28 protein-coding genes and 1 tRNA gene are annotated in these 16,819 nt (G+C 60.1%); 19 read left to right on the top strand and 10 right to left on the bottom strand.

All coding sequences use genetic code 11. The features are described from left to right. Positions 1–58 precede the first annotated feature (58 nt). Positions 59–532, bottom strand: coding sequence for a peroxiredoxin (locus APH30_RS19320; RefSeq protein ID WP_054913474.1), 474 nt, complete (start codon positions 530–532; stop codon positions 59–61). A gap of 10 nt (positions 533–542) precedes the next feature. Continuing rightward, the gene (locus APH30_RS19325; RefSeq protein WP_009682012.1) at positions 543–1,103 is read right to left on the bottom strand and encodes a glycine cleavage system protein R; all 561 of its coding nucleotides are present in this window, start codon (positions 1,101–1,103) and stop codon (positions 543–545) included. A gap of 259 nt (positions 1,104–1,362) precedes the next feature. Here APH30_RS19325 and dapA point away from each other — a divergent pair, with 259 nt between their 5' ends. The 5 genes from dapA (at position 1,363) to APH30_RS19350 (ending at position 5,068) form a co-directional block, all read left to right on the top strand. Continuing rightward, positions 1,363–2,250 (top strand): 4-hydroxy-tetrahydrodipicolinate synthase, encoded by an 888-nt coding sequence (gene dapA / locus APH30_RS19330; RefSeq protein WP_009682011.1) that lies wholly within the window; start codon positions 1,363–1,365, stop codon positions 2,248–2,250. A 15-nt stretch (positions 2,251–2,265) separates the two neighbouring features. Continuing rightward, the gene (gene bamC, locus APH30_RS19335; protein WP_054913475.1) at positions 2,266–3,387 is read left to right on the top strand and encodes an outer membrane protein assembly factor BamC; all 1,122 of its coding nucleotides are present in this window, start codon (positions 2,266–2,268) and stop codon (positions 3,385–3,387) included. Next, positions 3,388–4,146, top strand: a complete 759-nt coding sequence (locus APH30_RS19340) for an MBL fold metallo-hydrolase (RefSeq protein WP_009682009.1) — start codon at positions 3,388–3,390, stop codon at positions 4,144–4,146. Positions 4,147–4,176: 30 nt separating this feature from the next. Further along, positions 4,177–4,887: a phosphoribosylaminoimidazolesuccinocarboxamide synthase gene (gene purC, locus APH30_RS19345; RefSeq protein ID WP_054913476.1), complete on the top strand. Its 711-nt coding sequence runs from the start codon at positions 4,177–4,179 to the stop codon at positions 4,885–4,887. 91 nt (positions 4,888–4,978) lie between these two features. Beyond that, positions 4,979–5,068, top strand: a tRNA-Ser gene (locus tag APH30_RS19350). Positions 5,069–5,133: 65 nt separating this feature from the next. Here the strand turns inward: APH30_RS19350 and APH30_RS19355 are convergent. Further along, on the bottom strand, positions 5,134–5,643 hold the full coding sequence (locus tag APH30_RS19355; protein WP_177333758.1) for an HNH endonuclease signature motif containing protein: 510 nt from the start codon (positions 5,641–5,643) through the stop codon (positions 5,134–5,136). 81 nt (positions 5,644–5,724) lie between these two features. On the opposite strand from APH30_RS19355, the gene APH30_RS19360 reads away from it, so the two are divergent. The 3 genes from APH30_RS19360 (at position 5,725) to APH30_RS28855 (ending at position 7,601) form a co-directional block, all read left to right on the top strand. Next, entirely contained in the window at positions 5,725–6,702 is a 978-nt protein-coding gene (locus APH30_RS19360) for a site-specific integrase (protein WP_054913478.1), read from the top strand. Between the two features lie 159 nt (positions 6,703–6,861). Then, the gene (locus APH30_RS19365; protein WP_054913479.1) at positions 6,862–7,419 is read left to right on the top strand and encodes a hypothetical protein; all 558 of its coding nucleotides are present in this window, start codon (positions 6,862–6,864) and stop codon (positions 7,417–7,419) included. A gap of 11 nt (positions 7,420–7,430) precedes the next feature. After that, positions 7,431–7,601, top strand: coding sequence for a hypothetical protein (locus tag APH30_RS28855; RefSeq protein WP_156326572.1), 171 nt, complete (start codon positions 7,431–7,433; stop codon positions 7,599–7,601). A gap of 28 nt (positions 7,602–7,629) precedes the next feature. Here APH30_RS28855 and APH30_RS19370 read toward each other — a convergent pair whose 3' ends face one another. Both APH30_RS19370 and APH30_RS19380 read right to left on the bottom strand, forming a co-directional pair. Beyond that, the gene (locus APH30_RS19370) at positions 7,630–7,878 is read right to left on the bottom strand and encodes an AlpA family transcriptional regulator (RefSeq protein ID WP_054913480.1); all 249 of its coding nucleotides are present in this window, start codon (positions 7,876–7,878) and stop codon (positions 7,630–7,632) included. 364 nt (positions 7,879–8,242) lie between these two features. Beyond that, complete coding sequence (locus APH30_RS19380) at positions 8,243–8,977, bottom strand: hypothetical protein (RefSeq protein ID WP_054913481.1); 735 nt, start codon at positions 8,975–8,977, stop codon at positions 8,243–8,245. 125 nt (positions 8,978–9,102) lie between these two features. On the opposite strand from APH30_RS19380, the gene APH30_RS29655 reads away from it, so the two are divergent. Next, positions 9,103–9,399: a hypothetical protein gene (locus APH30_RS29655; protein WP_080709209.1), complete on the top strand. Its 297-nt coding sequence runs from the start codon at positions 9,103–9,105 to the stop codon at positions 9,397–9,399. Positions 9,400–9,557: 158 nt separating this feature from the next. Here the strand turns inward: APH30_RS29655 and APH30_RS19390 are convergent, their stop codons facing one another. The 5 genes from APH30_RS19390 to APH30_RS19410 all read right to left on the bottom strand — a co-directional run bounded on the left by APH30_RS19390 (position 9,558) and on the right by APH30_RS19410 (position 12,206). Continuing rightward, positions 9,558–9,911 (bottom strand): carbon storage regulator, encoded by a 354-nt coding sequence (locus APH30_RS19390; RefSeq protein WP_050492198.1) that lies wholly within the window; start codon positions 9,909–9,911, stop codon positions 9,558–9,560. Between the two features lie 99 nt (positions 9,912–10,010). Next, positions 10,011–10,526 carry a Rha family transcriptional regulator gene (locus APH30_RS19395; protein ID WP_029885925.1) on the bottom strand — a complete coding sequence of 172 codons (516 nt, stop codon included), beginning with the start codon at positions 10,524–10,526 and terminating at the stop codon, positions 10,011–10,013. A gap of 104 nt (positions 10,527–10,630) precedes the next feature. Further along, positions 10,631–10,903, bottom strand: a complete 273-nt coding sequence (locus APH30_RS19400) for a hypothetical protein (protein WP_029885926.1) — start codon at positions 10,901–10,903, stop codon at positions 10,631–10,633. A gap of 28 nt (positions 10,904–10,931) precedes the next feature. After that, entirely contained in the window at positions 10,932–11,330 is a 399-nt protein-coding gene (locus APH30_RS19405; protein ID WP_029885927.1) for a response regulator transcription factor, read from the bottom strand. Between the two features lie 135 nt (positions 11,331–11,465). Beyond that, entirely contained in the window at positions 11,466–12,206 is a 741-nt protein-coding gene (locus APH30_RS19410) for a S24 family peptidase (protein ID WP_029885928.1), read from the bottom strand. Between the two features lie 113 nt (positions 12,207–12,319). Between APH30_RS19410 and APH30_RS28865 the strand changes: the two genes are divergently transcribed. From APH30_RS28865 to APH30_RS19460, 10 genes are all read left to right on the top strand, one after another. Beyond that, a complete protein-coding gene (locus APH30_RS28865) occupies positions 12,320–12,622 on the top strand; it encodes a Cro/CI family transcriptional regulator (RefSeq protein ID WP_064590906.1) in 303 nt (100 codons plus the stop codon). Between the two features lie 137 nt (positions 12,623–12,759). Then, positions 12,760–13,095 (top strand): hypothetical protein, encoded by a 336-nt coding sequence (locus APH30_RS19420; RefSeq protein WP_029885930.1) that lies wholly within the window; start codon positions 12,760–12,762, stop codon positions 13,093–13,095. Further along, entirely contained in the window at positions 13,088–13,357 is a 270-nt protein-coding gene (locus tag APH30_RS19425) for a hypothetical protein (protein ID WP_054913482.1), read from the top strand. Before APH30_RS19420 ends, APH30_RS19425 begins: the two co-directional genes overlap by 8 nt. Then, complete coding sequence (locus APH30_RS19430; protein WP_054913483.1) at positions 13,354–13,644, top strand: hypothetical protein; 291 nt, start codon at positions 13,354–13,356, stop codon at positions 13,642–13,644. The genes APH30_RS19425 and APH30_RS19430 overlap by 4 nt, the downstream gene beginning before the upstream one ends. Then, complete coding sequence (locus tag APH30_RS19435) at positions 13,641–13,934, top strand: hypothetical protein (protein WP_156326574.1); 294 nt, start codon at positions 13,641–13,643, stop codon at positions 13,932–13,934. Before APH30_RS19430 ends, APH30_RS19435 begins: the two co-directional genes overlap by 4 nt. After that, positions 13,931–14,695 (top strand): Bro-N domain-containing protein, encoded by a 765-nt coding sequence (locus APH30_RS19440; RefSeq protein WP_054913484.1) that lies wholly within the window; start codon positions 13,931–13,933, stop codon positions 14,693–14,695. Before APH30_RS19435 ends, APH30_RS19440 begins: the two co-directional genes overlap by 4 nt. Then, positions 14,692–15,066 carry a hypothetical protein gene (locus APH30_RS19445; RefSeq protein ID WP_054913485.1) on the top strand — a complete coding sequence of 125 codons (375 nt, stop codon included), beginning with the start codon at positions 14,692–14,694 and terminating at the stop codon, positions 15,064–15,066. Before APH30_RS19440 ends, APH30_RS19445 begins: the two co-directional genes overlap by 4 nt. Beyond that, a complete protein-coding gene (locus APH30_RS19450) occupies positions 15,063–15,290 on the top strand; it encodes a hypothetical protein (RefSeq protein ID WP_054913486.1) in 228 nt (75 codons plus the stop codon). Before APH30_RS19445 ends, APH30_RS19450 begins: the two co-directional genes overlap by 4 nt. Further along, a complete protein-coding gene (locus APH30_RS19455; protein WP_256222086.1) occupies positions 15,287–16,069 on the top strand; it encodes a helix-turn-helix domain-containing protein in 783 nt (260 codons plus the stop codon). Before APH30_RS19450 ends, APH30_RS19455 begins: the two co-directional genes overlap by 4 nt. Further along, a partial coding sequence (locus APH30_RS19460) for an ATP-binding protein (RefSeq protein WP_054913487.1) occupies positions 16,066–16,819 on the top strand: 754 nt, incomplete at its 3' end. The genes APH30_RS19455 and APH30_RS19460, both read left to right, overlap by 4 nt.

The following is a 16,819-nucleotide window of genomic DNA, read 5'->3' on the forward strand; positions in this document are numbered from 1 at the left end:
CGCCCGTCGTAGGAGCGGCCTCGTGTCGCGAAAGGGGCGCAAAGCGCCCCCAACGATCTCAAGCCTTGTTCAGTGCCTGAGCTGCTGCCAACACGGCATCCACATGCCCGGGCACCTTCACCCCACGCCATTCCTGGCGCAGCACGCCCTCCTTGTCGACCAGGAAGGTGCTGCGATCGACGCCCATGTACTCCTTGCCATACAGCTTCTTCAGCTTGATCACGTCGAACAGCTGGCACAGGGCCTCGTCCTTGTCGCTGATCAGCTCGAACGGGAAGCCTTGCTTGGCCTTGAAGTTCTCGTGCGACTTGATGCCGTCACGCGACACGCCGAACACCACGGTGTTGGCCGCAGCAAAGGCTTCATGCTGGTCGCGGAAGCCCTGGCCTTCGGTGGTGCAGCCCGGGGTGCTGTCCTTCGGGTAGAAGTACAGCACCACCTGCCGGCCCTTGAGGTCGGCCAAGCTCACGGTTTGCCCGCCGGTGGCCTGGGCCTGGAAGTGCGCTACAGGTTGGTCGAGTGCTACAGCCATGATCGCTTCCTTACATTGGGTTCTGTGGGCGCCATGGCTCGATCAGCGCATCGAGGTTCAGGGCGTCGGCAAAGTCCAGGAACTGGTCACGCAGCCAGCTGATTTGCGTGCCGGCCGGCAAAATGACGGTGAACTGGGCATTGAGCATGCTGCTGCCGGTCTGCGGCGCCAGGTAGGTGTCGCAGGTCATGGCTTCCAGCTCGACGCGGTGGTCGAGGAAGAACTGGCACAGCTCGTTGATGATGTCCGGGCGGTAGGCGGCGCTGACGTAGGCTACATAAGGCAGGGCCTGCGGGCGTACCTCCTGGTCGGCGCTGCGCACCACGTCCAGGGTCAGGCCGTGCTTCTTGCCCAGGCTTGGCAGCATGGCTTCAAGGCGGGCCAGGGCGTCCCAGCTGCCGCCTACCTGCAGCACCAGGGCGCTGGTTTCGCCGTGGCGGCTCAGGCGCGAGGTAACCACCGCGCAACGGTTTTCGAAGGCAGCGCGGCTGAGGACGTTGGCCAGTTCCATGGGGTTGGGCCCCAAGGCACTGATGACGAGGAATTGTTCGCGGACGGTGGGGGTGGACATGCAGCATTCCTAAAGCGATGAGCGGTCGGTACAGGACGGGAGAAAGCCTCCAGTCGGCAGGGCCCGGGGCTCGCATGCGAGGTCTTGGACGCTGGCCGGGAGCAAGGTCGACGGCCCGGCGGGCCGCGCTGCACCGATCAAAGCATCAAGGGTAGCGAAATAAGGCGCCGAGGGGAATGCTCCGCCCGCCTGCTTCGCTTGTGCAAGGCCGATGCCCCCAGTACCATTACCGCTCTCTTTTTCCGGCAGGAGCAGTTACATGATTGCGGGCAGTATGGTGGCATTGGTCACACCCATGGATGCACAAGGGCGTGTTGACTGGGGCAGCCTCGACAAACTTGTAGACTTCCACCTGGAAAACGGCACCCATGCGATCGTCGCTGTCGGCACCACCGGTGAGTCGGCCACGCTCGATGTCGAAGAGCACATCCTGGTCATCAAGCATGTGGTCGAGCGCGTCAAGCGCAGCAACAAGCCCATCCCGGTCATCGCCGGTACCGGTGCCAACTCCACTGCCGAAGCCGTGCACCTGACCCAGAACGCCAAGAATGCCGGCGCCGATGCCTGCCTGCTGGTGGTTCCGTACTACAACAAGCCAACGCAAGAAGGCCTGTACCAGCACTTCAAGCACATTGCCGAAGCCGTCGACATCCCGCAGATCCTCTACAACGTGCCGGGCCGCACCTCCTGCGACATGCAGGCCGAGACCGTGATCCGCCTGTCGACCGTGCCGAACATCATCGGTATCAAGGAAGCCACCGGCGACCTGGCCCGTGCCAAAGCGATCCTGGAAGGCGTTGCCAGCGACTTCATCGTCATGTCTGGCGATGACCCGACCGCTGTCGAGTTGATCCTGATGGGCGGAAAGGGCAACATCTCCGTCACCGCCAACGTCGCCCCGCGCGAAATGGCCGATATGTGCGAGGCCGCCCTTGCGGGCGATGCCGAGAAGGCCCGCGCTATCAACGAAAAGCTCATGCCACTGCACAAAGAGCTGTTCTGCGAAGCCAACCCCATCCCGGTGAAGTGGGCGCTCGTTGAAATGGGCCTGATGAAAAAGGGTATTCGCCTGCCGCTGACCTGGCTCAGCGAAGGTTGCCACGACAAAGTCCGTACTGCCTTGCGCCAGTCCGGCGTACTGGTTTAAGAGGAAGTACACCGCATGAAGCGACTGGCTGGTCTTTCTGCCCTTGCCCTGATTATCTCCAGCACCAGTGGGTGTGGCTGGCTGTGGGGCGAGGATGGCTATTTCCGCGACCGCGGCAGCGACTACCTGCAGGCGCACCCTACCGCGCCCATGCAGCTGCCGCCGGACGCCAGCAACGTCAAGCGGCTCGACCCGCTGTTGCCAATTCCGCGTAACGTCGCCGATGACAACGTCACGGGCGAGTACGAAGTGCCGCGGCCGCAACCGTTGACCGGTGGCGCTGGCCAGGTCACCGACTACAGCCTGCAGCGCAGCGGCAGCAGCCGTTGGGTGCTGGCCCAGCACTCGCCGGCCGAGGTGTGGCCGGTGGCCCGCCAGTTCTTTGAGGACAACGGCTTCCGTATCGACGAAGAGCGCCCGCAGACCGGTGAATTCAACACCAGCTGGCAGCGCTTCGACGAGCTGTCGGCATCGCTCGGCCAGCGCCTGGCCAGCACTGCCAGCAGCGCTGACAGCGAAGTGCGCGTACGTGTGCGCATTGAGCCTGGCGTGCAACGCAACACCTCCGAGGTGTATGTGGTCAGCGTCGAGCGCCCGGCCGGCAGCACCGCCGAGCCTGCGTTCCCGTCCACCTCCGCCAATGCCGGCGCCGATGCCCTGCTGGTCGACGAAATGCTGGCCAGCATGAACCGCAGCGCCGAGAAGGGCGGTTCGGTGTCGCTGCTGGCTGAGCGTGATTTCGACGCGCCAAGCCGCGTCAGCCTGAGCGAGGACGGCAGCGGTAACCCGGTACTCTACCTGGGCTCCGACCTGGACCGCGCCTGGTCGGGTGTAGGCCGCGCCCTGGAGCAGGGTGGCCAGTGGCGTGTCGAGGACATCAACCGCAGCCTGGGCTTGTACTACATCAACCTGTCGGAAAAGCCTGAAGACAAGCAGAACCAGCCGGGCTTCTTCGGGCGCCTGTTCGGCAGCGAGCCCACCAAGGAAGAGCGTGAAGCCCGTGCCGAGCGCTACCAGGTCCGCCTGAGCAAGGTGGGTGAAAGCGTGCAGGTCACCGTCGAGAAAAACATCAACACCGTGGCGCCGCCCGATGTCGCTCGCCGTGTGCTGAGCGCCATTCAGGACCACTTGGGCTAAGTGCGCTTCGCGGTACTCGGAAGCGGCAGCCAAGGGAACGGCACGCTGATCGCCAGTGGTGACACGTTCATCCTGGTCGATTGCGGGTTTTCCCTGCGCGAAACCGAGCGGCGCCTGGCGCTGCTCGGGGTTTCGCCGGCGCAACTAAGTGCTGTGCTGGTCACCCACGAACATGCCGACCACGTGCATGGGGTCGGCTTGCTGTCACGGCGCTACAATGTACCGGTCTACCTCAGCCAAGGCACCTTGCGCGGCATGCGCAAGCCGGTGGAGGTGGCCGGTTTTCTCGCCTGTGGCCAAAGCCTGCATATCGGCAGCCTGCAAGTGAACGCCGCGCGGGTAGAGCACGACGCCTACGAGCCCTTGCAATATGTGGTCAGTGACGGCAAGCGCCGTTTTGGCATGCTCACCGACCTGGGCTCGTACGACGCGCTGTTGTTGGAACGCTACCAAGGCCTGGATGCACTGCTGATCGAGGCCAACCACTGCCGCGACCTGCTGGCACGCGGTCACTACCCGGCGTTCTTGAAGCGGCGGGTAGGGGGCATGCAAGGGCATTTGAACAATCACCAGGCCGCGCGCCTGGTGCACGAGTTGGGCTGGAACAACCTGCAGCATCTGGTGCTGGCCCACCTCAGCAGCAAGAACAACCTGCCACATCTGGCGCGCCAGTGCTTCGTCGACACCCTTGGGTGCGACCCGGACTGGCTCCAGGTGGCGAATCAGGAACACGGGCTCGACTGGCGCGAAATCGCCTAGCCCAACACCTCAAGCAAGCGGAGCCCAATCATGGAAAAACGCGACGAACTCTACCGCGGCAAGGCCAAATCGGTTTACAAGACCGATGACGCCGACCGCTTGATCCTGCTGTTCCGTAACGACACGTCGGCGTTCGACGGCAAGCGCATCGAACAGCTCGACCGTAAAGGCATGGTGAACAACAAGTTCAACGCCTTCATCATGCAAAAGCTGGAAGAAGCCGGCGTGCCGACCCAGTTCGACAAGCTGCTGGGCGACAACGAATGCCTGGTCAAGAAGCTGGACATGATCCCGGTCGAATGCGTAGTGCGCAACTACGCGGCCGGCAGCCTGGTCAAGCGCCTGGGCGTTGAAGAAGGCATCAAGCTGGAGCCCTCCACCTTCGAGCTGTTCCTGAAAAACGACGAGAAGGGCGACCCGTTCATCAACGAGTCCCACGTTGTCGCGTTCGGCTGGGGCACCGCTGAGCAGTTGACAGAAATGAAAAAGCTGTCGTTGAAGGTCAACGAAGTGCTGAGCAAGCTGTTCGATGACGCCGGCCTGCTGCTGGTCGACTTCAAGCTGGAGTTCGGCGTATTCCACGGCCAGATCGTGCTGGGTGACGAGTTCAGCCCAGACGGTTGCCGCCTGTGGGACAAAGAAACCCGCAAGAAGATGGACAAGGACCGCTTCCGCCAGGGCCTGGGCGACGTGATCGAAGCCTACGAAGAAGTTGCCAAGCGCCTGGGCGTGCCGCTGTAAGCGGTGCGTTCACGCAAGCGCCTGATACCACGCGATTTTTTTTAAAAAAAGGTTTGCGTTTTAAAAGAACGCTGGTATGATGCGCGGCATTGGAGAGATGCCGGAGTGGTCGAACGGGACGGATTCGAAATCCGTTGTACTGGCAACAGTACCTAGGGTTCAAATCCCTATCTCTCCGCCATATTAAAGGCCCCGAGCGCTGTACAGCCCTCGGGGCTTTTTTCATTTGGGGGAATTTTGGTGCAATCAAATTCCCCCAAGCTCCCCCGCAGCTCCTTCCGCGTACCGACCATGATGAGTATTTCGCGCCGCCGCGTAAGCCGCCCGGGCCTCATCAAGTGTTGCGAACAGGCCAAGCTCAATTCGCATGCCGCTCACCCTGATCCTTGCCCTATATTTGCCGCTGGCCTTGTGAAGATCCACCCCGCGCACCCCGGTCGACGACGTAGCCAGGGCGCCGACATTGCAGAGGTTCTGTGACCTGCTGGCCTCTCTTAGGTTTTCAAACCGATTATCGCCAGGATTTCGATTGATGTGATCGATGTCGCCCTGCGGCCATTTCCCTGTCATGTAGAGCCACGCCAAGCGATGTGCCTGATAGCTCACCAAGTCGATGCGGATCTCGACATAGCCAGCCTTTTTGACTTTTCCGGCAATTGACCCGAGCTTTACCTTCTGTTTCCGAACGGCCCACCGAAACTCGCCGGTTTCCGGGTCGTAGCTCAATTGTTCGCGAAGCCTTTCGTGGGTCAGCAAGACAGGTCGAGCCTCTGTTGGGAGTGGTCCCCACATTTTACCGCTTGACGCTCCCCCGCGCTCCCCCATAAATTCGCCGCCATGGCCTACTACGAAAAGCGCGGTGACGCCTGGCGTGCCCAGATCCGCCGCAAAGGATATCCAACACTTTCCGCCACCTTTGACACCAAAGCAGAAGCCCAGCGATGGGCAGCCGAGATCGAGGGGGACATGTCGCGTGCACGCTTCGTGGATATGCGCGAGGCCGAGAGCACCACGCTGGCCGAGGCCCTGGACCGATACCTGTCCGAGGTGACTTCTACCAAGAAGGGCGCCAAGCAGGAGCAGGTCCGCATCAAGAAGTGGAAAGAGCACAAGTTGGCCAGCAAAGGCCTGGCTGCCATTCGCTCGAGCGACATGGCCGCGTATCGCGATGCTGAGCTGAAGGAAGGGAAATCGACGGCTACCGTTCGCCTCAACCTGGCGGTGATCAGCCATCTCTACACGGTGGCCACCAAGGAATGGGGAATCGAAGGACTGGCCAACCCGTGCCGAGCTATCCGGATGCCCAAGGGCAGCAAGGAAAGGGATCGGCGCCCGACGCCGGCGGAGCTCGCCGCGCTGTACAAGGCAGCCGGCCAGATGAATGCCCAGCTTCCGGTGTTCATTGAACTGGCGGTGGAGACGGCAATGCGCCGTTCTGAGCTGTTGATGCTGCGCCGCGACCAGGTGCGCGGCAAAGTGGCCTATCTGGAAGACACCAAGAACGGCGAGCGGCGCGCCGTGCCATTATCCTCCCGGGCAATCGCCCTGCTGGAGGGATTGCCTACGCCGATCGGTGGCGGCCGGTACTTCAACCTGGCGCTAAACACGATCAGCAACTACTTCCCTCGTGCCTGCGTGGCCGCTGGGATTGAAGGTCTACGCCTTCACGACCTTCGCCATGAGGCGACCAGTCGTTTCTTCGAGCGCGGCTTCACCATGATGGAAGTCGCGAGTATCACGGGCCACAAGACCCTAGCGATGCTCAAGCGCTATACCCACCTCAGCCCGCAGGACCTCGCCGAAAAGCTAGGCTAGGCGAAAAATGCCGGCCAAAACGTAATCCCAGGCGACAAACGGATTGGCTATTGATGGCATTTGGCCTAGATTCCACTTTAAGTGGAACGGATCCATGTGTAGAATCCGCTGACTTTTTCGCTCCGATTTGAGCGAACGGAATCGTGAGCTGGAAGCCGCATGGATTTTGAGATCGTAAAAGAAATTTCGATGGTGACCGTGGGCCCTATCATCGATGCGCTGAACCGCGCTGAGGATGATGGTGTGCTGATCCGGATCATTCTCCGCCACAACAATGGCGGGCATGTACCATCTGCTTTTGCTTTGATCCTTGCAATCATCAATAGCAAGGCTACGATCGAGATATTGATGGATCGACACATCATGAGTGCTGCGGCATTCATATGGGTCTGGTTTGCGATTCGGCAGCAGGCTAATGTAAAGGCTCTTCACCCGGCTGAACCGGCGGTGCTAATGTACCATCGACCTCGGCAGATGAGCCTGGAGTCGCCAGACCATTACGTATTCCGTGATGATTTGGCAACGGATCATCCGCTCCGAGAGCACATGGCCGTCGCTGACCAGGTTTTTGACACGCTTTTTGATGAACTTATTCAAGCGTTAGGGTACTCAGATGAGAAGGAATACCTAACGCATGATGGCGCGCAGTATCGGCATAATCTCAGTCATATGAGAGCCGCGTACTACCAAAATCGGGACTGTGTCCTGACTTTCTGAAGGGATTAGCTATGACTACCGTGGCGATGAGCAACCTCGACCTGAGCCGAATCAAACGTTCGAAATCCAACTCCGAGCTGACCCATATGCTTGCCGAGTACATTCGATCTGATGAGCGACTGCGAGCCGAATGCAAGCAGCAAGGTAAGCCTATTCCCAACCTGCAGGCCAAAGACAAGTAATGAAAAAGCCCCGTAAATCGGGGCTTTTTCATGCCACTCTTAACCGTGGCGGCTCTTTCCGCTTCCTTCCCGGTTTCTGCTTTTGGTGTTCCCCATCCCGAAACTCGCGCAGGAATTTGCGCACGTCCTCCTTCAGCCAGCAGTGCCGGTTGCCCATCTTGAAGCTCTTGGGTAGCCACGGCACGCCTCGGCGAATCCCCTCCCTGATCGACGCCTCGGTGCGGCCCAACATCTTGGCCAGGCCTTCGACGGTCAGTACCTCGGTTTCTTCACTCATGCCTTCCTCCCGACCTGGTCCGTCAGCTTCTCATCTTCCGCCTGACCTTTTGCGTCAGCGCCTTTCAGTTCATGCACCACAGACTCGATTCCGGCTACGTAGCTACCTGGCCGGCCAGTTGCTGCCCCGATCAAGCGCTCGATAACCAACTCAACAGGCGCAGCGCGAAGAGAGGCGACCATGTCGATAGCCCACTCGCGCCCCTGAAGGAACATGTACCGGTTGATTGGGCCGGTGATAGAGAGTGGTCCGCTGGAAGCTTTCGGCGTTTCGGCCTCTGTGGGATGCACCCGGGCAGCCGCACGCGCCTGCACTGAGTTCCGTCGGCCAAGGGCTCTACGCAATGCCATAGTCGCAACGATGTTCACGAGAGCACTCCCGCCAGCGCCGCTAGCTCAGCCACCAGCGCCTCTGCACGCCCGTAGAACTTGCCGGTGTCCTCGTTCACGAACCGCTCGAGTACGGTGGCCACAGCGTGCTGGTTGGCCAGGCCGCGCAAATCGGCGCTGGGCACGCCCGTATCGGTCGACGGAGCGTGGACGAAAGCCTCCTGGCTGATCAGCAAGGTGCGCACCGGCCTGATGCCCTTGCACTTGCTCACCCAGTTCGTATCGGGCACGCACCAGGGCAGCATGTGCAGGCACCAGGCGGTCGCTGCGTTCGACTTTTGGCTACTGCTCCAGTACTCGCTCAGGCCGAATGCCTGGACCGCACCCCTGACCGTGTACGACCCATCGTGACCCCAGTCCGGCAGTTGCAGCAGGTTGCAGCGCAGCACCTGCAGCTCCTCAATCGACGGGATGTGCCAGCCCCAGGTGCCACGGATGTTCATGCCCAGCACCTTTCGGGCGATAGCGCTGCCCTCGGCGGCCATGGCCTGGGTGTTGGCCAGGCCGTCGAAGCGCGACGTGGCACCCCGGATGCGTGGGCGTGGGCCTTCCTCCTGCCACCAGTGGGCAGCCACTTCGAACTCCCGGCCTGCGTCGATGACTGCGTGCTCAGCACCATCGAAGAAGAGACGGCCGGCGAAGAAGCCGCCGCCCAGGGGCTGGCCGATGGCGGGGAGGGCGGCGGGATTGATTGATCGGCGCTTGATCATTGGAAACCTCCTGAAACTATACTGGCGGCTCTGGGCTGGAGGATTATTGACAGGCGAGTATTTGGCTTATAAACCTTGAAAGGCATGAAGTTAATGCTCAGAACACTTCTAGGGATGGGGGAGCTATGAAGAATCGAGGTGCTAGGTTTTGGGAATGGGCAGACCATCAACTTCACCACCGTAGCCATGACGAGAAACTCAGCGATGGCACCACGATTGATGTTCAGAGCCGCCTCTCTCGTACCGGTGTGGCTCAACTCTTTATCGGTGTATATCGCGTTGACGGGCTGCTCCTTCTTGAGGAGTACTACCCGAGCAGGCCGGGCGAGACCATTAGCAAAGCGCTCACCTGGGGCACTGATCGGGCCCGCCTGTTCGCAACGGGCGGCAATTTGGCTGTTGCCGACGACGGGGCCGCGTAGGAACCTAGGCCGTCCGTGTCCAAGTTGTGAGTCGAAGTGATCGGCCAGCACACGGCGCCCATCCAGGCCACAAGCGGCAGACAGGTCGAGCACTTGGCCAAAGGTGGTTTGGCGCTGCTGCAGGGCATCCCACAGCAGCAGAAGCAGGCCGGCCTGGGTCATGGCTGCTGCTCCTGCACCACCTGCTGCTGCATGGCATTGAACCCGGCCAGGAAGATCAGGTAGTCACCATGTGTGCGTTCATCAACGAAACCGTTGCGGCCCTTCTGCAGCTCCGTTTCGCTGGCGCCAATAGGGTTGGCGGCGATGAATAGGTCCCGAGGATCTACCGGTGCAACTGCAGGACGAGGATCAGCCAGGCGGCGCTGGTGGATCTCTTCGCGATCGACGACCACTCCACCCGGCGCAATGATGCCGAGGCGAACTTGGGAGCCATTCACGCCGGCCACGGTCACGCGAATGTTGCCGCCGATGACGATTGCCTTGCCGATATTGCGACTGAGCATGAGCATTTCGTGAATCTCCTTATTTCAGGCGAGACAGAGCCCGCCGAGTAACTTGGCTTTCGAGTGAAGTTGCGGTGTTACTGGGCGGAAGTTGCGCCCGATATCTCAGTGAAGTTGCAGTGCTTGCTGCCCATCCTTTTCAAGCTGGATGATCTTCCCCTCAATGACCGGCTTCTTTAGCTGCCACCGGCGCATTGTCTTTCCGGCGAGACTCGCTAGGCCCTTCTCCTGCTTGAACTCAGCCACCAGCATGTGACGTTGCTGCTCGATCGATAGCGAACGGTCCTGGAGTTCGCGGGCCATCCTGTTGAACGCCTCGATGAACGCTTCTTTCCAGGCGGCAGCCTTTTCCCCTGTGAAACCCATGACAACGAACATGAATCCATCCTTTGTCATGTTGAACATGCGCTGAACCTTTCCCTGTTCGTCGATGTAAGAGGTCTCCTCAAAATTGAGGAGACGAAAATTCGCAGAACATTTGACGTTGTCGATCGCGCGCAGCACGTTGTCGTGACGCTTGCCGAACCGCTTGGCCACCCTCACCGAGTCGGTGGTCGGCTCGTCGCCGCCACAGGTCACAAGCTCGCGATAGTCGACCTCGGTCAAAATCAAATCAGTCATCCAGGCTCCCCTCGATTGGATTCATCCTCGCAAGTCCATTCGCTGGCTGGTTGGTCACCGCGCAGGGCTCTCGCTGGAAAGCCCTCGACGCTGACCTGGCCATGTCAGCAGTACCCGTCAGCCTGGCGGGCTTCGAGGATCTGGCGCACCTGGTCCTTGTCGAACACCAGCGCCGTTTGGAACCCGCTGGAGGCAGTACGCGCCCGCTTCGGCTCGTAGCCCAGTCGCATCACGTAGCGACGTGCTGCGCTGCGGTCCATCTTCAGGAGATCGGCCAGTTCTTTGAGGGTGGTCATCTTCCCTTGAGCTGGAGCGAGGGCTGGGCCTGCTGCCGCCTGGCTCGATTCCGAGCTGATACCGATAGTCACGCTGATCATGGAGTGCTCTCGCTTGTGAGTTTCGTGGTTAGGCTACTGCCACCTGCTGCTCAACCCGCCGCGCCGCAACGCGGAGCTCGACCCGGCGCTCGCCGCCGTTTCCACCTCGGCGGATGCGCATTGCCACGTCATCGCCGATCATCGAGTGAAGGGTCAGCACCAGCGCCAGGGCTGTGGCCATCGGGCTAATCAGACCCTTCTGCATGGCTACGGCAACCAGCTGTGCCCGCCGGGTGACGCCGAGTTTCGTGGTCGCGCTGAGCACCCGCTTTTTGATCGAGTCGGGCTGAACACCGAGCTCGCGCGCCAGTTCCTTCGAGGTCTGACCTGCAGCAATACCCAGCACGCACTGGACTTCACGAGGGGAAAGCTCACGCCCCAGGAAGCCGGTCCAGCCATTGGCGGTTATGGTGGTTGCTGCGGTCATGGTGGTGCTCCGTGCTGTGTGTTGGTGTCAGTAAAATTAGCTGTGCTTTATTTTTATGTCAACAGCGCAGCTAATTTATCTTCTGATGGGTGCAAAAAACCCGCCGGATGGCGGGTTCGTGATGAGGTGATCTGCCTAGATCCTGCTGAGAATCTTGCTTGGTGCCAATATGTTCCCGACGTAGTGGATTTTGTCTATGTCTGACCAGTCTATGGTTCGGCGTTCGTATGCCGAGTTCACGGACATCACACTGACTCCATCCTCGCTTTCGAAGAGAAGCTCCTTGACCATGCTCTGCCCGTCGGAAGTGGTCACCATCACATACTCCCCTGGAACGAGCCGATGATTAGGCTCGCACACCGCGACCCACCCACTACGAATAGCTGGGGCCATTGAATCGCCCTTCAGTCGCAACGCATAGGCATCCTCATCCCTAGACCAAGTTTCTACCCATCCGTCTGAGTTATCCAAGCCAACCCAATAGCCATCATTCCCAAGCTGGGCGGTACCCACGATTTCGATCCTTCGAGGTGCGGTTGTGATTGGAGGGCCTGGCTCCACGTTGCCAGCTTGAATGGACGGGTAGGTGAGATGCTGAACACTCTGGGCGAGCCTGGGGCTAACATCTTCTGGCGCGAAATCCAAAGCTTTGGATAGCCGCATGAGAGCATCCAGATTCAGAGCAAGCTTACCAGTCATATATTGGTTAACAGTGCTCTGTGGGGATTTCCACTCACACCGCTCCCCGATCTCTGTCTGAGTAAGAGCGATCCCTCTGCTGCGGGCCTCTGATTTTCGCTTGTTGTAGATGTCCTTGAGCCTTGCGCTCTCGGCAATCTCTTCAGGCGTAAGTGGGCGTCTGTGTCTGGTTATCATGTGCGAACCCTATTAGCAGAGCTTATATCTTGCAACCAGCCTTGCTAATCAATGCTTGCGGCGAAAATAAAGCGTGGCTAATATTTGGATGAGTTCCTGATCGAGAAGTCATCATGAAAGAAATTAAGCTGGCTGACTTCCTTCGGTGCAAAGGCACCCAGCCGCAGCTCGCCAAGGCCGTTGGCGTTACCCAAAGCGCGATTTCGCAGATGGCTAAATCGTCTCGCGATATTCGTGTCCGCGTTTTCGAGGATGGACGCATTGAGGTCATTGAGTTCCGGATCCTCAACCGTTGTGCAGCTGCCGGCAATGAGGCTCCGCCGACCTTGACGCAAACGATACCCCCAACCTCCAATCTGCGCAGCTCCACTGGGGTGGCTGTTCACCCATCCAGTACCGCGCAGGCCTCCCCATGAAGGCCTCTCAATCCCTCTTTTTGCTGAGCGGTTGACCTTTTCGACCGCCCACAAAAAAGCCCAGCCTTAGCTGAGCTTCTTAGTCGGCACCCGCGCCAACGGGTGTCTTGGTATCACTTTGCTTCGAGAAAACCAAAATGAAATCAGAAAATACCACCACGCCATCACCGGCGCAACCCATCCTCACCGTCGAGACCGGCTTCTTGGATACGCCGATTGATAATCGGGGCTTGAACCTGCTCACCGTCGCGGCCGGTACAAACGCCGAGGACGCACTGCGTGCAGCTCGCACACTGTCTTCTGGCCTGAGACAGATCTGCCAGCACATGCACGACAGCCTGAACATGGGCGAAATGGCCTATTGCGATGGCATGGCAGCGCTCAGCTTCCTGGGGGAGACCGTCAGCGCGCTGGTTTGGTCGGTAGAGAAGAGCGTTGCCCGCGCAACGGCTGCCGAGGTGAGCAATGACTAATCAGCCCACAACGATAGCCCATCCTTTCGCTTCCAGTGGCGCCAGCGAAGTCTTTGAGGCGGTGGCGGGTGTTCCACTTCACGAATCCTTGGATGCAGCCACTGATCGCTTGGAAGCGGTTCTTGCTGGTCTCCGCGACTTGATGACTGAACCGACCGTTTCCAACCAAGCCACCTTGATCTACTTCGCCGCCGACGCAGCGCTCACCTTGGTGTACAGCGCCCATGCCGGTGTCGCTCCGGGGCAGGGAGGTGCTGCATGAGCGCTGACCAGCTTGAGACCATTGCCCAGGACGCTACCTTCCAGGTCCAGTGCGCCATGTGCCAGATCGACTGGCTGCGCAGCGTCCTGCACGTGCTTGATGACCGCCTCAATACGTCCGGCGATAAGCACGGCGCCAATTTGGCGAATCTGGCTATTTATAACGCCGATGACTGGCATAACGCGCTGGATGATCAGCGGGAGACCCTGGAGAAGCGCATCGACCAAGCAACCGCCGCGCCACAAAACCCTGCTGTTGCAAAACGTGGTGCAGGAGGTGCGGCATGATGAAGCAAACTGCTCTGGTGCTGGCGCCGGTGTACGGTGAGATCGTCCACGACGTGACCCTCACCGCAGCGGATATCGCGCGTTTCAACGACGCGCGCGAATCATTCAAGTTGATCAAAGCCCTGTACTGGGCGCATGTCGTGCCCTCGCTCGGCGGATTCGAAAATCCTGTCACGGGCGAACTTGAACGCCTCCTTGAGCGTGTCGTTTTCGATACACGCAATTTCATGTGGCCGCACCGCAACGCAGCCGCCTTCCACGAAGCAATGGATGTGGGAGGTGCTGCATGAGCTTGGTGCCATTCAGCTTCAAAGGTTCACCCGTTCGTGTCGTGACCGACGAGCATGGCGACCCATGGTTTGTCGCCAAGGATGTTTGCGACCTGCTGGGCTATGCCAACCCTAGTGATGCAGTCGGGCGCCATTGCAAGGGGGTCGTGAAACGCTACCCCCTTCAAACCGCCGGCGGCATGCAGGACGTTCGGGTGCTGCCCGAGGGCGACACTCTTCGCCTTATCGTCAACAGCACCATGCCGGCCGCTCAGGAGTTCGAGGCCTGGGTGTTCGATGAAGTACTGCCGACCATCCGCCGCACTGGCTCCTACCAGCGACCGATGACGCCAGCCGAACAGCTGCTGGCTCAGGCTCAGACGATGGTCACGCTGGAGCGTCAGCAGGCCGAGCAGCAAGTTGCGCTTGATCGTGTTGAGCGACGCGTCGATGACCTCAGCCAGACCATGGTTTGGGACCACTGCCCACAGAACTGTCAGTCGCTCACCCGCATCAAGGAAACGATGCTCAAGCGGCACGGGCTGTCCGGCGCGGTTGTGGACTACGTGCTCAAGGTCTGGCCCAACCAGCCAAACCCAGCCGGAATGGTCCGCAACGGCCACGAAGAGGCGCTCGGCTCGCAGTACCTGGTCTGGTCGAAAAGCCACGTCACCGCCGCCTTCCACCGTTTTGTCTCCGAATCCACGATGGTCACCGCCACCCAGGCGACCCACCCATATTTTGAGGGCCGGTTCCGCCTGGTCCAGAAGGTCCAGCCATGAAGAAACCTACCAAACAGCAACTGATCGAGCGCATCGCTGAGCTATCGATTGAGCACTGTCACGCTCATTACGCGGTCACGTGCCTGCGAGAAGACTACAAGGATGAGGTGTTCCGCTACTTCCGGGCTCATGGCGAGCCGTATCCGAACCGGCACGGCATTGACTATTCCGATCCAGCCTACGACGGCGTCATTCGCGCAACCGCTCAAAGCTACGAGCGCATGAGCGAGGCCAAGCGGCATCGGTACAACATCAAACGGCGTATCGACACGGCTGTGCGAAACCTGATGAGCCAATGCGGCGACCAGTTGAGGCGTCCAGCGCCGGCAGTTGTGAAGCGCGCAACGCTGAACGGGGAGACCCTGCAATGAATCCGTCTACCCCCCCCCAGGCGCTCCAGCAGCGCGCTGGCGCGACGATCATCATCGGCCCCTGGCCGACCTACAGCCAGTTCAAGGGCTTTCCAGAGCGCGAGCGCTGGACGCTTTACGAACTGGCCAAGGCCGGGCGCCAGGCCATGGAAGACAAGGGCTTCGAGATGGCCGAGAGCTACGACGCCTTCGTGCGCCGTGTCACAGAGGAGCTTGAGCTGTGAGCACCATCCTGATGACCGCCTGCTGGCCGCTCGAGATGAGCGCTGCCCAGAAGTCAGTCCTGATCTCCTTGGCCGACAACGCTAACGACGACGGCGTTTGCTGGCCTTCCATTGCCAAGATCTGCGAGCGCACCTGTCTGAAAGAGCGGGCGGTACGCAACGCAATCCGTTGGCTTGAAGGCGTCGGCTTGCTGGTGGCGAAAGAGCGTGCTGGGAGGTCGACCTACTACGTTGTAACCCCGGCATGTTATGCCCCCGGCATTAAATGCCCCCCTGCACCAGATGCCGGGGACCCCGGCACCACGTGCCCCTCACCCCGGCACCAGATGCCGGACACCCCGGCACCAGATGCCCCCAGAACCGTAATAGAACCCAAAGGTGAACCATCAAAGAACCGTAAGAGGGGAAATGACGGTTTTACGGTTGAGCAGATGCTCGAGTTGGCACCACCCGATCTGAGCGAGCAAACCGCCCGTGATTACTTCCAGTTCAGGAAGAAGAAAGGGCCTCTGAACCTGACCATCTGGAACAACGTGCTGGCCGAACTGGAGGGGTGCCGGGCAGCCGGTATCAGTCCCGACAAGGCCTTGGCCGAGGCGATGACGGCTGCTTGGCAAGGTTTCAAGACCTCTTGGATTGTCGACCGGCTGAAAAAGGATGCATGGGCTTCCGGCACCAGGGGGGCAGGCCAATCGCATCACACCGACCTCGACAAAATTGACCACACCGAAGGCCTGGTTCGCCAGCCCAACGGGACTTACCGGGTAGCAAGATCATGACCACCCCGAAAACCCTGGAATTCAAACCTGGCCAGTGCCGAGTGCACGGCGATTTCACAGACGAGCTGATCGAGTCGTTCTCGGGCGATCACTTCTGGCAAGGCTGCACCCGCTGCCAATTCGACGCGCTGCATTCAGCCGACGAAGCTGTCCGCCAGCCGGCGCTGGCCGTTCGGCGTGACCGGGCGATGAACGTCAGCCTGATGGCCTCTGACATCCCGCTGCGCTTCCGTGCGTCCACCCTGGACACCTACCGCACCGAAACCGAAGGCCAGGCCGTAGCGCTGACTGAGTGCAGCGACTACGTGCGCGAGTTTGAGCGCAACTGGGAGCTTGGCCGCTCGATGATGCTGCTGGGGGACGTGGGTACCGGGAAGACGCACTTGGGCTGCGCTGTCGCCCAGCAGGTGGTCCGCAGCTACGGCGCGTCTGCGCGTTACACCATGGCAATCGAGATCATCCGCGACATCAAGATGACTTTCGACAAGAAGTCCGAGCAGACGGAGCGCGATGTATATGTCGGCCTGCTGGCGCCTGATCTGCTGGTGATCGATGAGGTTGGCGTCCAGCACGGCAGCGACTTCGAGCGGCAGGTGCTGTTCGAGGTGATCGACTCGCGGTACCGAAATCTCATGCCGACCATCGTGATTTCCAACTTGGGCCTGGCCGGCCTCCGCAAGTGCTTGGGCGACCGCGCTGTTGATCGCCTGACCGATGCTGGTGGGCCTGCTGTCCTGTTCACCTGGGCCT

Origin of the sequence: Pseudomonas sp. NBRC 111127, assembly GCF_001320345.1 — a bacterium.
In the GTDB taxonomy this organism is placed as follows: domain Bacteria; phylum Pseudomonadota; class Gammaproteobacteria; order Pseudomonadales; family Pseudomonadaceae; genus Aquipseudomonas; species Aquipseudomonas juntendi.

Excerpts from the sequence above, each read along its gene's own strand:
- APH30_RS19450 (WP_054913486.1), top strand. The coding sequence starts at position 15,063 with ATGAATCCGTCTACCCCCCCCCAGGCGCTCCAGCAGCGCGCTGGCGCG.
- APH30_RS19430 (WP_054913483.1), top strand. The coding sequence starts at position 13,354 with ATGAGCGCTGACCAGCTTGAGACCATTGCCCAGGACGCTACCTTCCAG.
- APH30_RS19400 (WP_029885926.1), bottom strand. The coding sequence starts at position 10,903 with ATGATCAGCGTGACTATCGGTATCAGCTCGGAATCGAGCCAGGCGGCA.
- APH30_RS19395 (WP_029885925.1), bottom strand. The coding sequence starts at position 10,526 with ATGACTGATTTGATTTTGACCGAGGTCGACTATCGCGAGCTTGTGACC.
- APH30_RS19390 (WP_050492198.1), bottom strand. The coding sequence starts at position 9,911 with ATGCTCATGCTCAGTCGCAATATCGGCAAGGCAATCGTCATCGGCGGC.
- APH30_RS19320 (WP_054913474.1), bottom strand. The coding sequence starts at position 532 with ATGGCTGTAGCACTCGACCAACCTGTAGCGCACTTCCAGGCCCAGGCC.
- purC (WP_054913476.1), top strand. The coding sequence starts at position 4,177 with ATGGAAAAACGCGACGAACTCTACCGCGGCAAGGCCAAATCGGTTTAC.
- bamC (WP_054913475.1), top strand. The coding sequence starts at position 2,266 with ATGAAGCGACTGGCTGGTCTTTCTGCCCTTGCCCTGATTATCTCCAGC.
- APH30_RS28855 (WP_156326572.1), top strand. The coding sequence starts at position 7,431 with ATGACTACCGTGGCGATGAGCAACCTCGACCTGAGCCGAATCAAACGT.
- APH30_RS19425 (WP_054913482.1), top strand. The coding sequence starts at position 13,088 with ATGACTAATCAGCCCACAACGATAGCCCATCCTTTCGCTTCCAGTGGC.
- APH30_RS19365 (WP_054913479.1), top strand. The coding sequence starts at position 6,862 with ATGGATTTTGAGATCGTAAAAGAAATTTCGATGGTGACCGTGGGCCCT.
- APH30_RS19370 (WP_054913480.1), bottom strand. The coding sequence starts at position 7,878 with ATGAGTGAAGAAACCGAGGTACTGACCGTCGAAGGCCTGGCCAAGATG.
- APH30_RS19420 (WP_029885930.1), top strand. The coding sequence starts at position 12,760 with ATGAAATCAGAAAATACCACCACGCCATCACCGGCGCAACCCATCCTC.
- APH30_RS19435 (WP_156326574.1), top strand. The coding sequence starts at position 13,641 with ATGATGAAGCAAACTGCTCTGGTGCTGGCGCCGGTGTACGGTGAGATC.
- APH30_RS19410 (WP_029885928.1), bottom strand. The coding sequence starts at position 12,206 with ATGATAACCAGACACAGACGCCCACTTACGCCTGAAGAGATTGCCGAG.
- APH30_RS19405 (WP_029885927.1), bottom strand. The coding sequence starts at position 11,330 with ATGACCGCAGCAACCACCATAACCGCCAATGGCTGGACCGGCTTCCTG.
- APH30_RS19440 (WP_054913484.1), top strand. The coding sequence starts at position 13,931 with ATGAGCTTGGTGCCATTCAGCTTCAAAGGTTCACCCGTTCGTGTCGTG.
- APH30_RS29655 (WP_080709209.1), top strand. The coding sequence starts at position 9,103 with ATGAAGAATCGAGGTGCTAGGTTTTGGGAATGGGCAGACCATCAACTT.
- APH30_RS19360 (WP_054913478.1), top strand. The coding sequence starts at position 5,725 with ATGGCCTACTACGAAAAGCGCGGTGACGCCTGGCGTGCCCAGATCCGC.
- APH30_RS19325 (WP_009682012.1), bottom strand. The coding sequence starts at position 1,103 with ATGTCCACCCCCACCGTCCGCGAACAATTCCTCGTCATCAGTGCCTTG.
- APH30_RS28865 (WP_064590906.1), top strand. The coding sequence starts at position 12,320 with ATGAAAGAAATTAAGCTGGCTGACTTCCTTCGGTGCAAAGGCACCCAG.
- APH30_RS19445 (WP_054913485.1), top strand. The coding sequence starts at position 14,692 with ATGAAGAAACCTACCAAACAGCAACTGATCGAGCGCATCGCTGAGCTA.
- APH30_RS19380 (WP_054913481.1), bottom strand. The coding sequence starts at position 8,977 with ATGATCAAGCGCCGATCAATCAATCCCGCCGCCCTCCCCGCCATCGGC.
- dapA (WP_009682011.1), top strand. The coding sequence starts at position 1,363 with ATGATTGCGGGCAGTATGGTGGCATTGGTCACACCCATGGATGCACAA.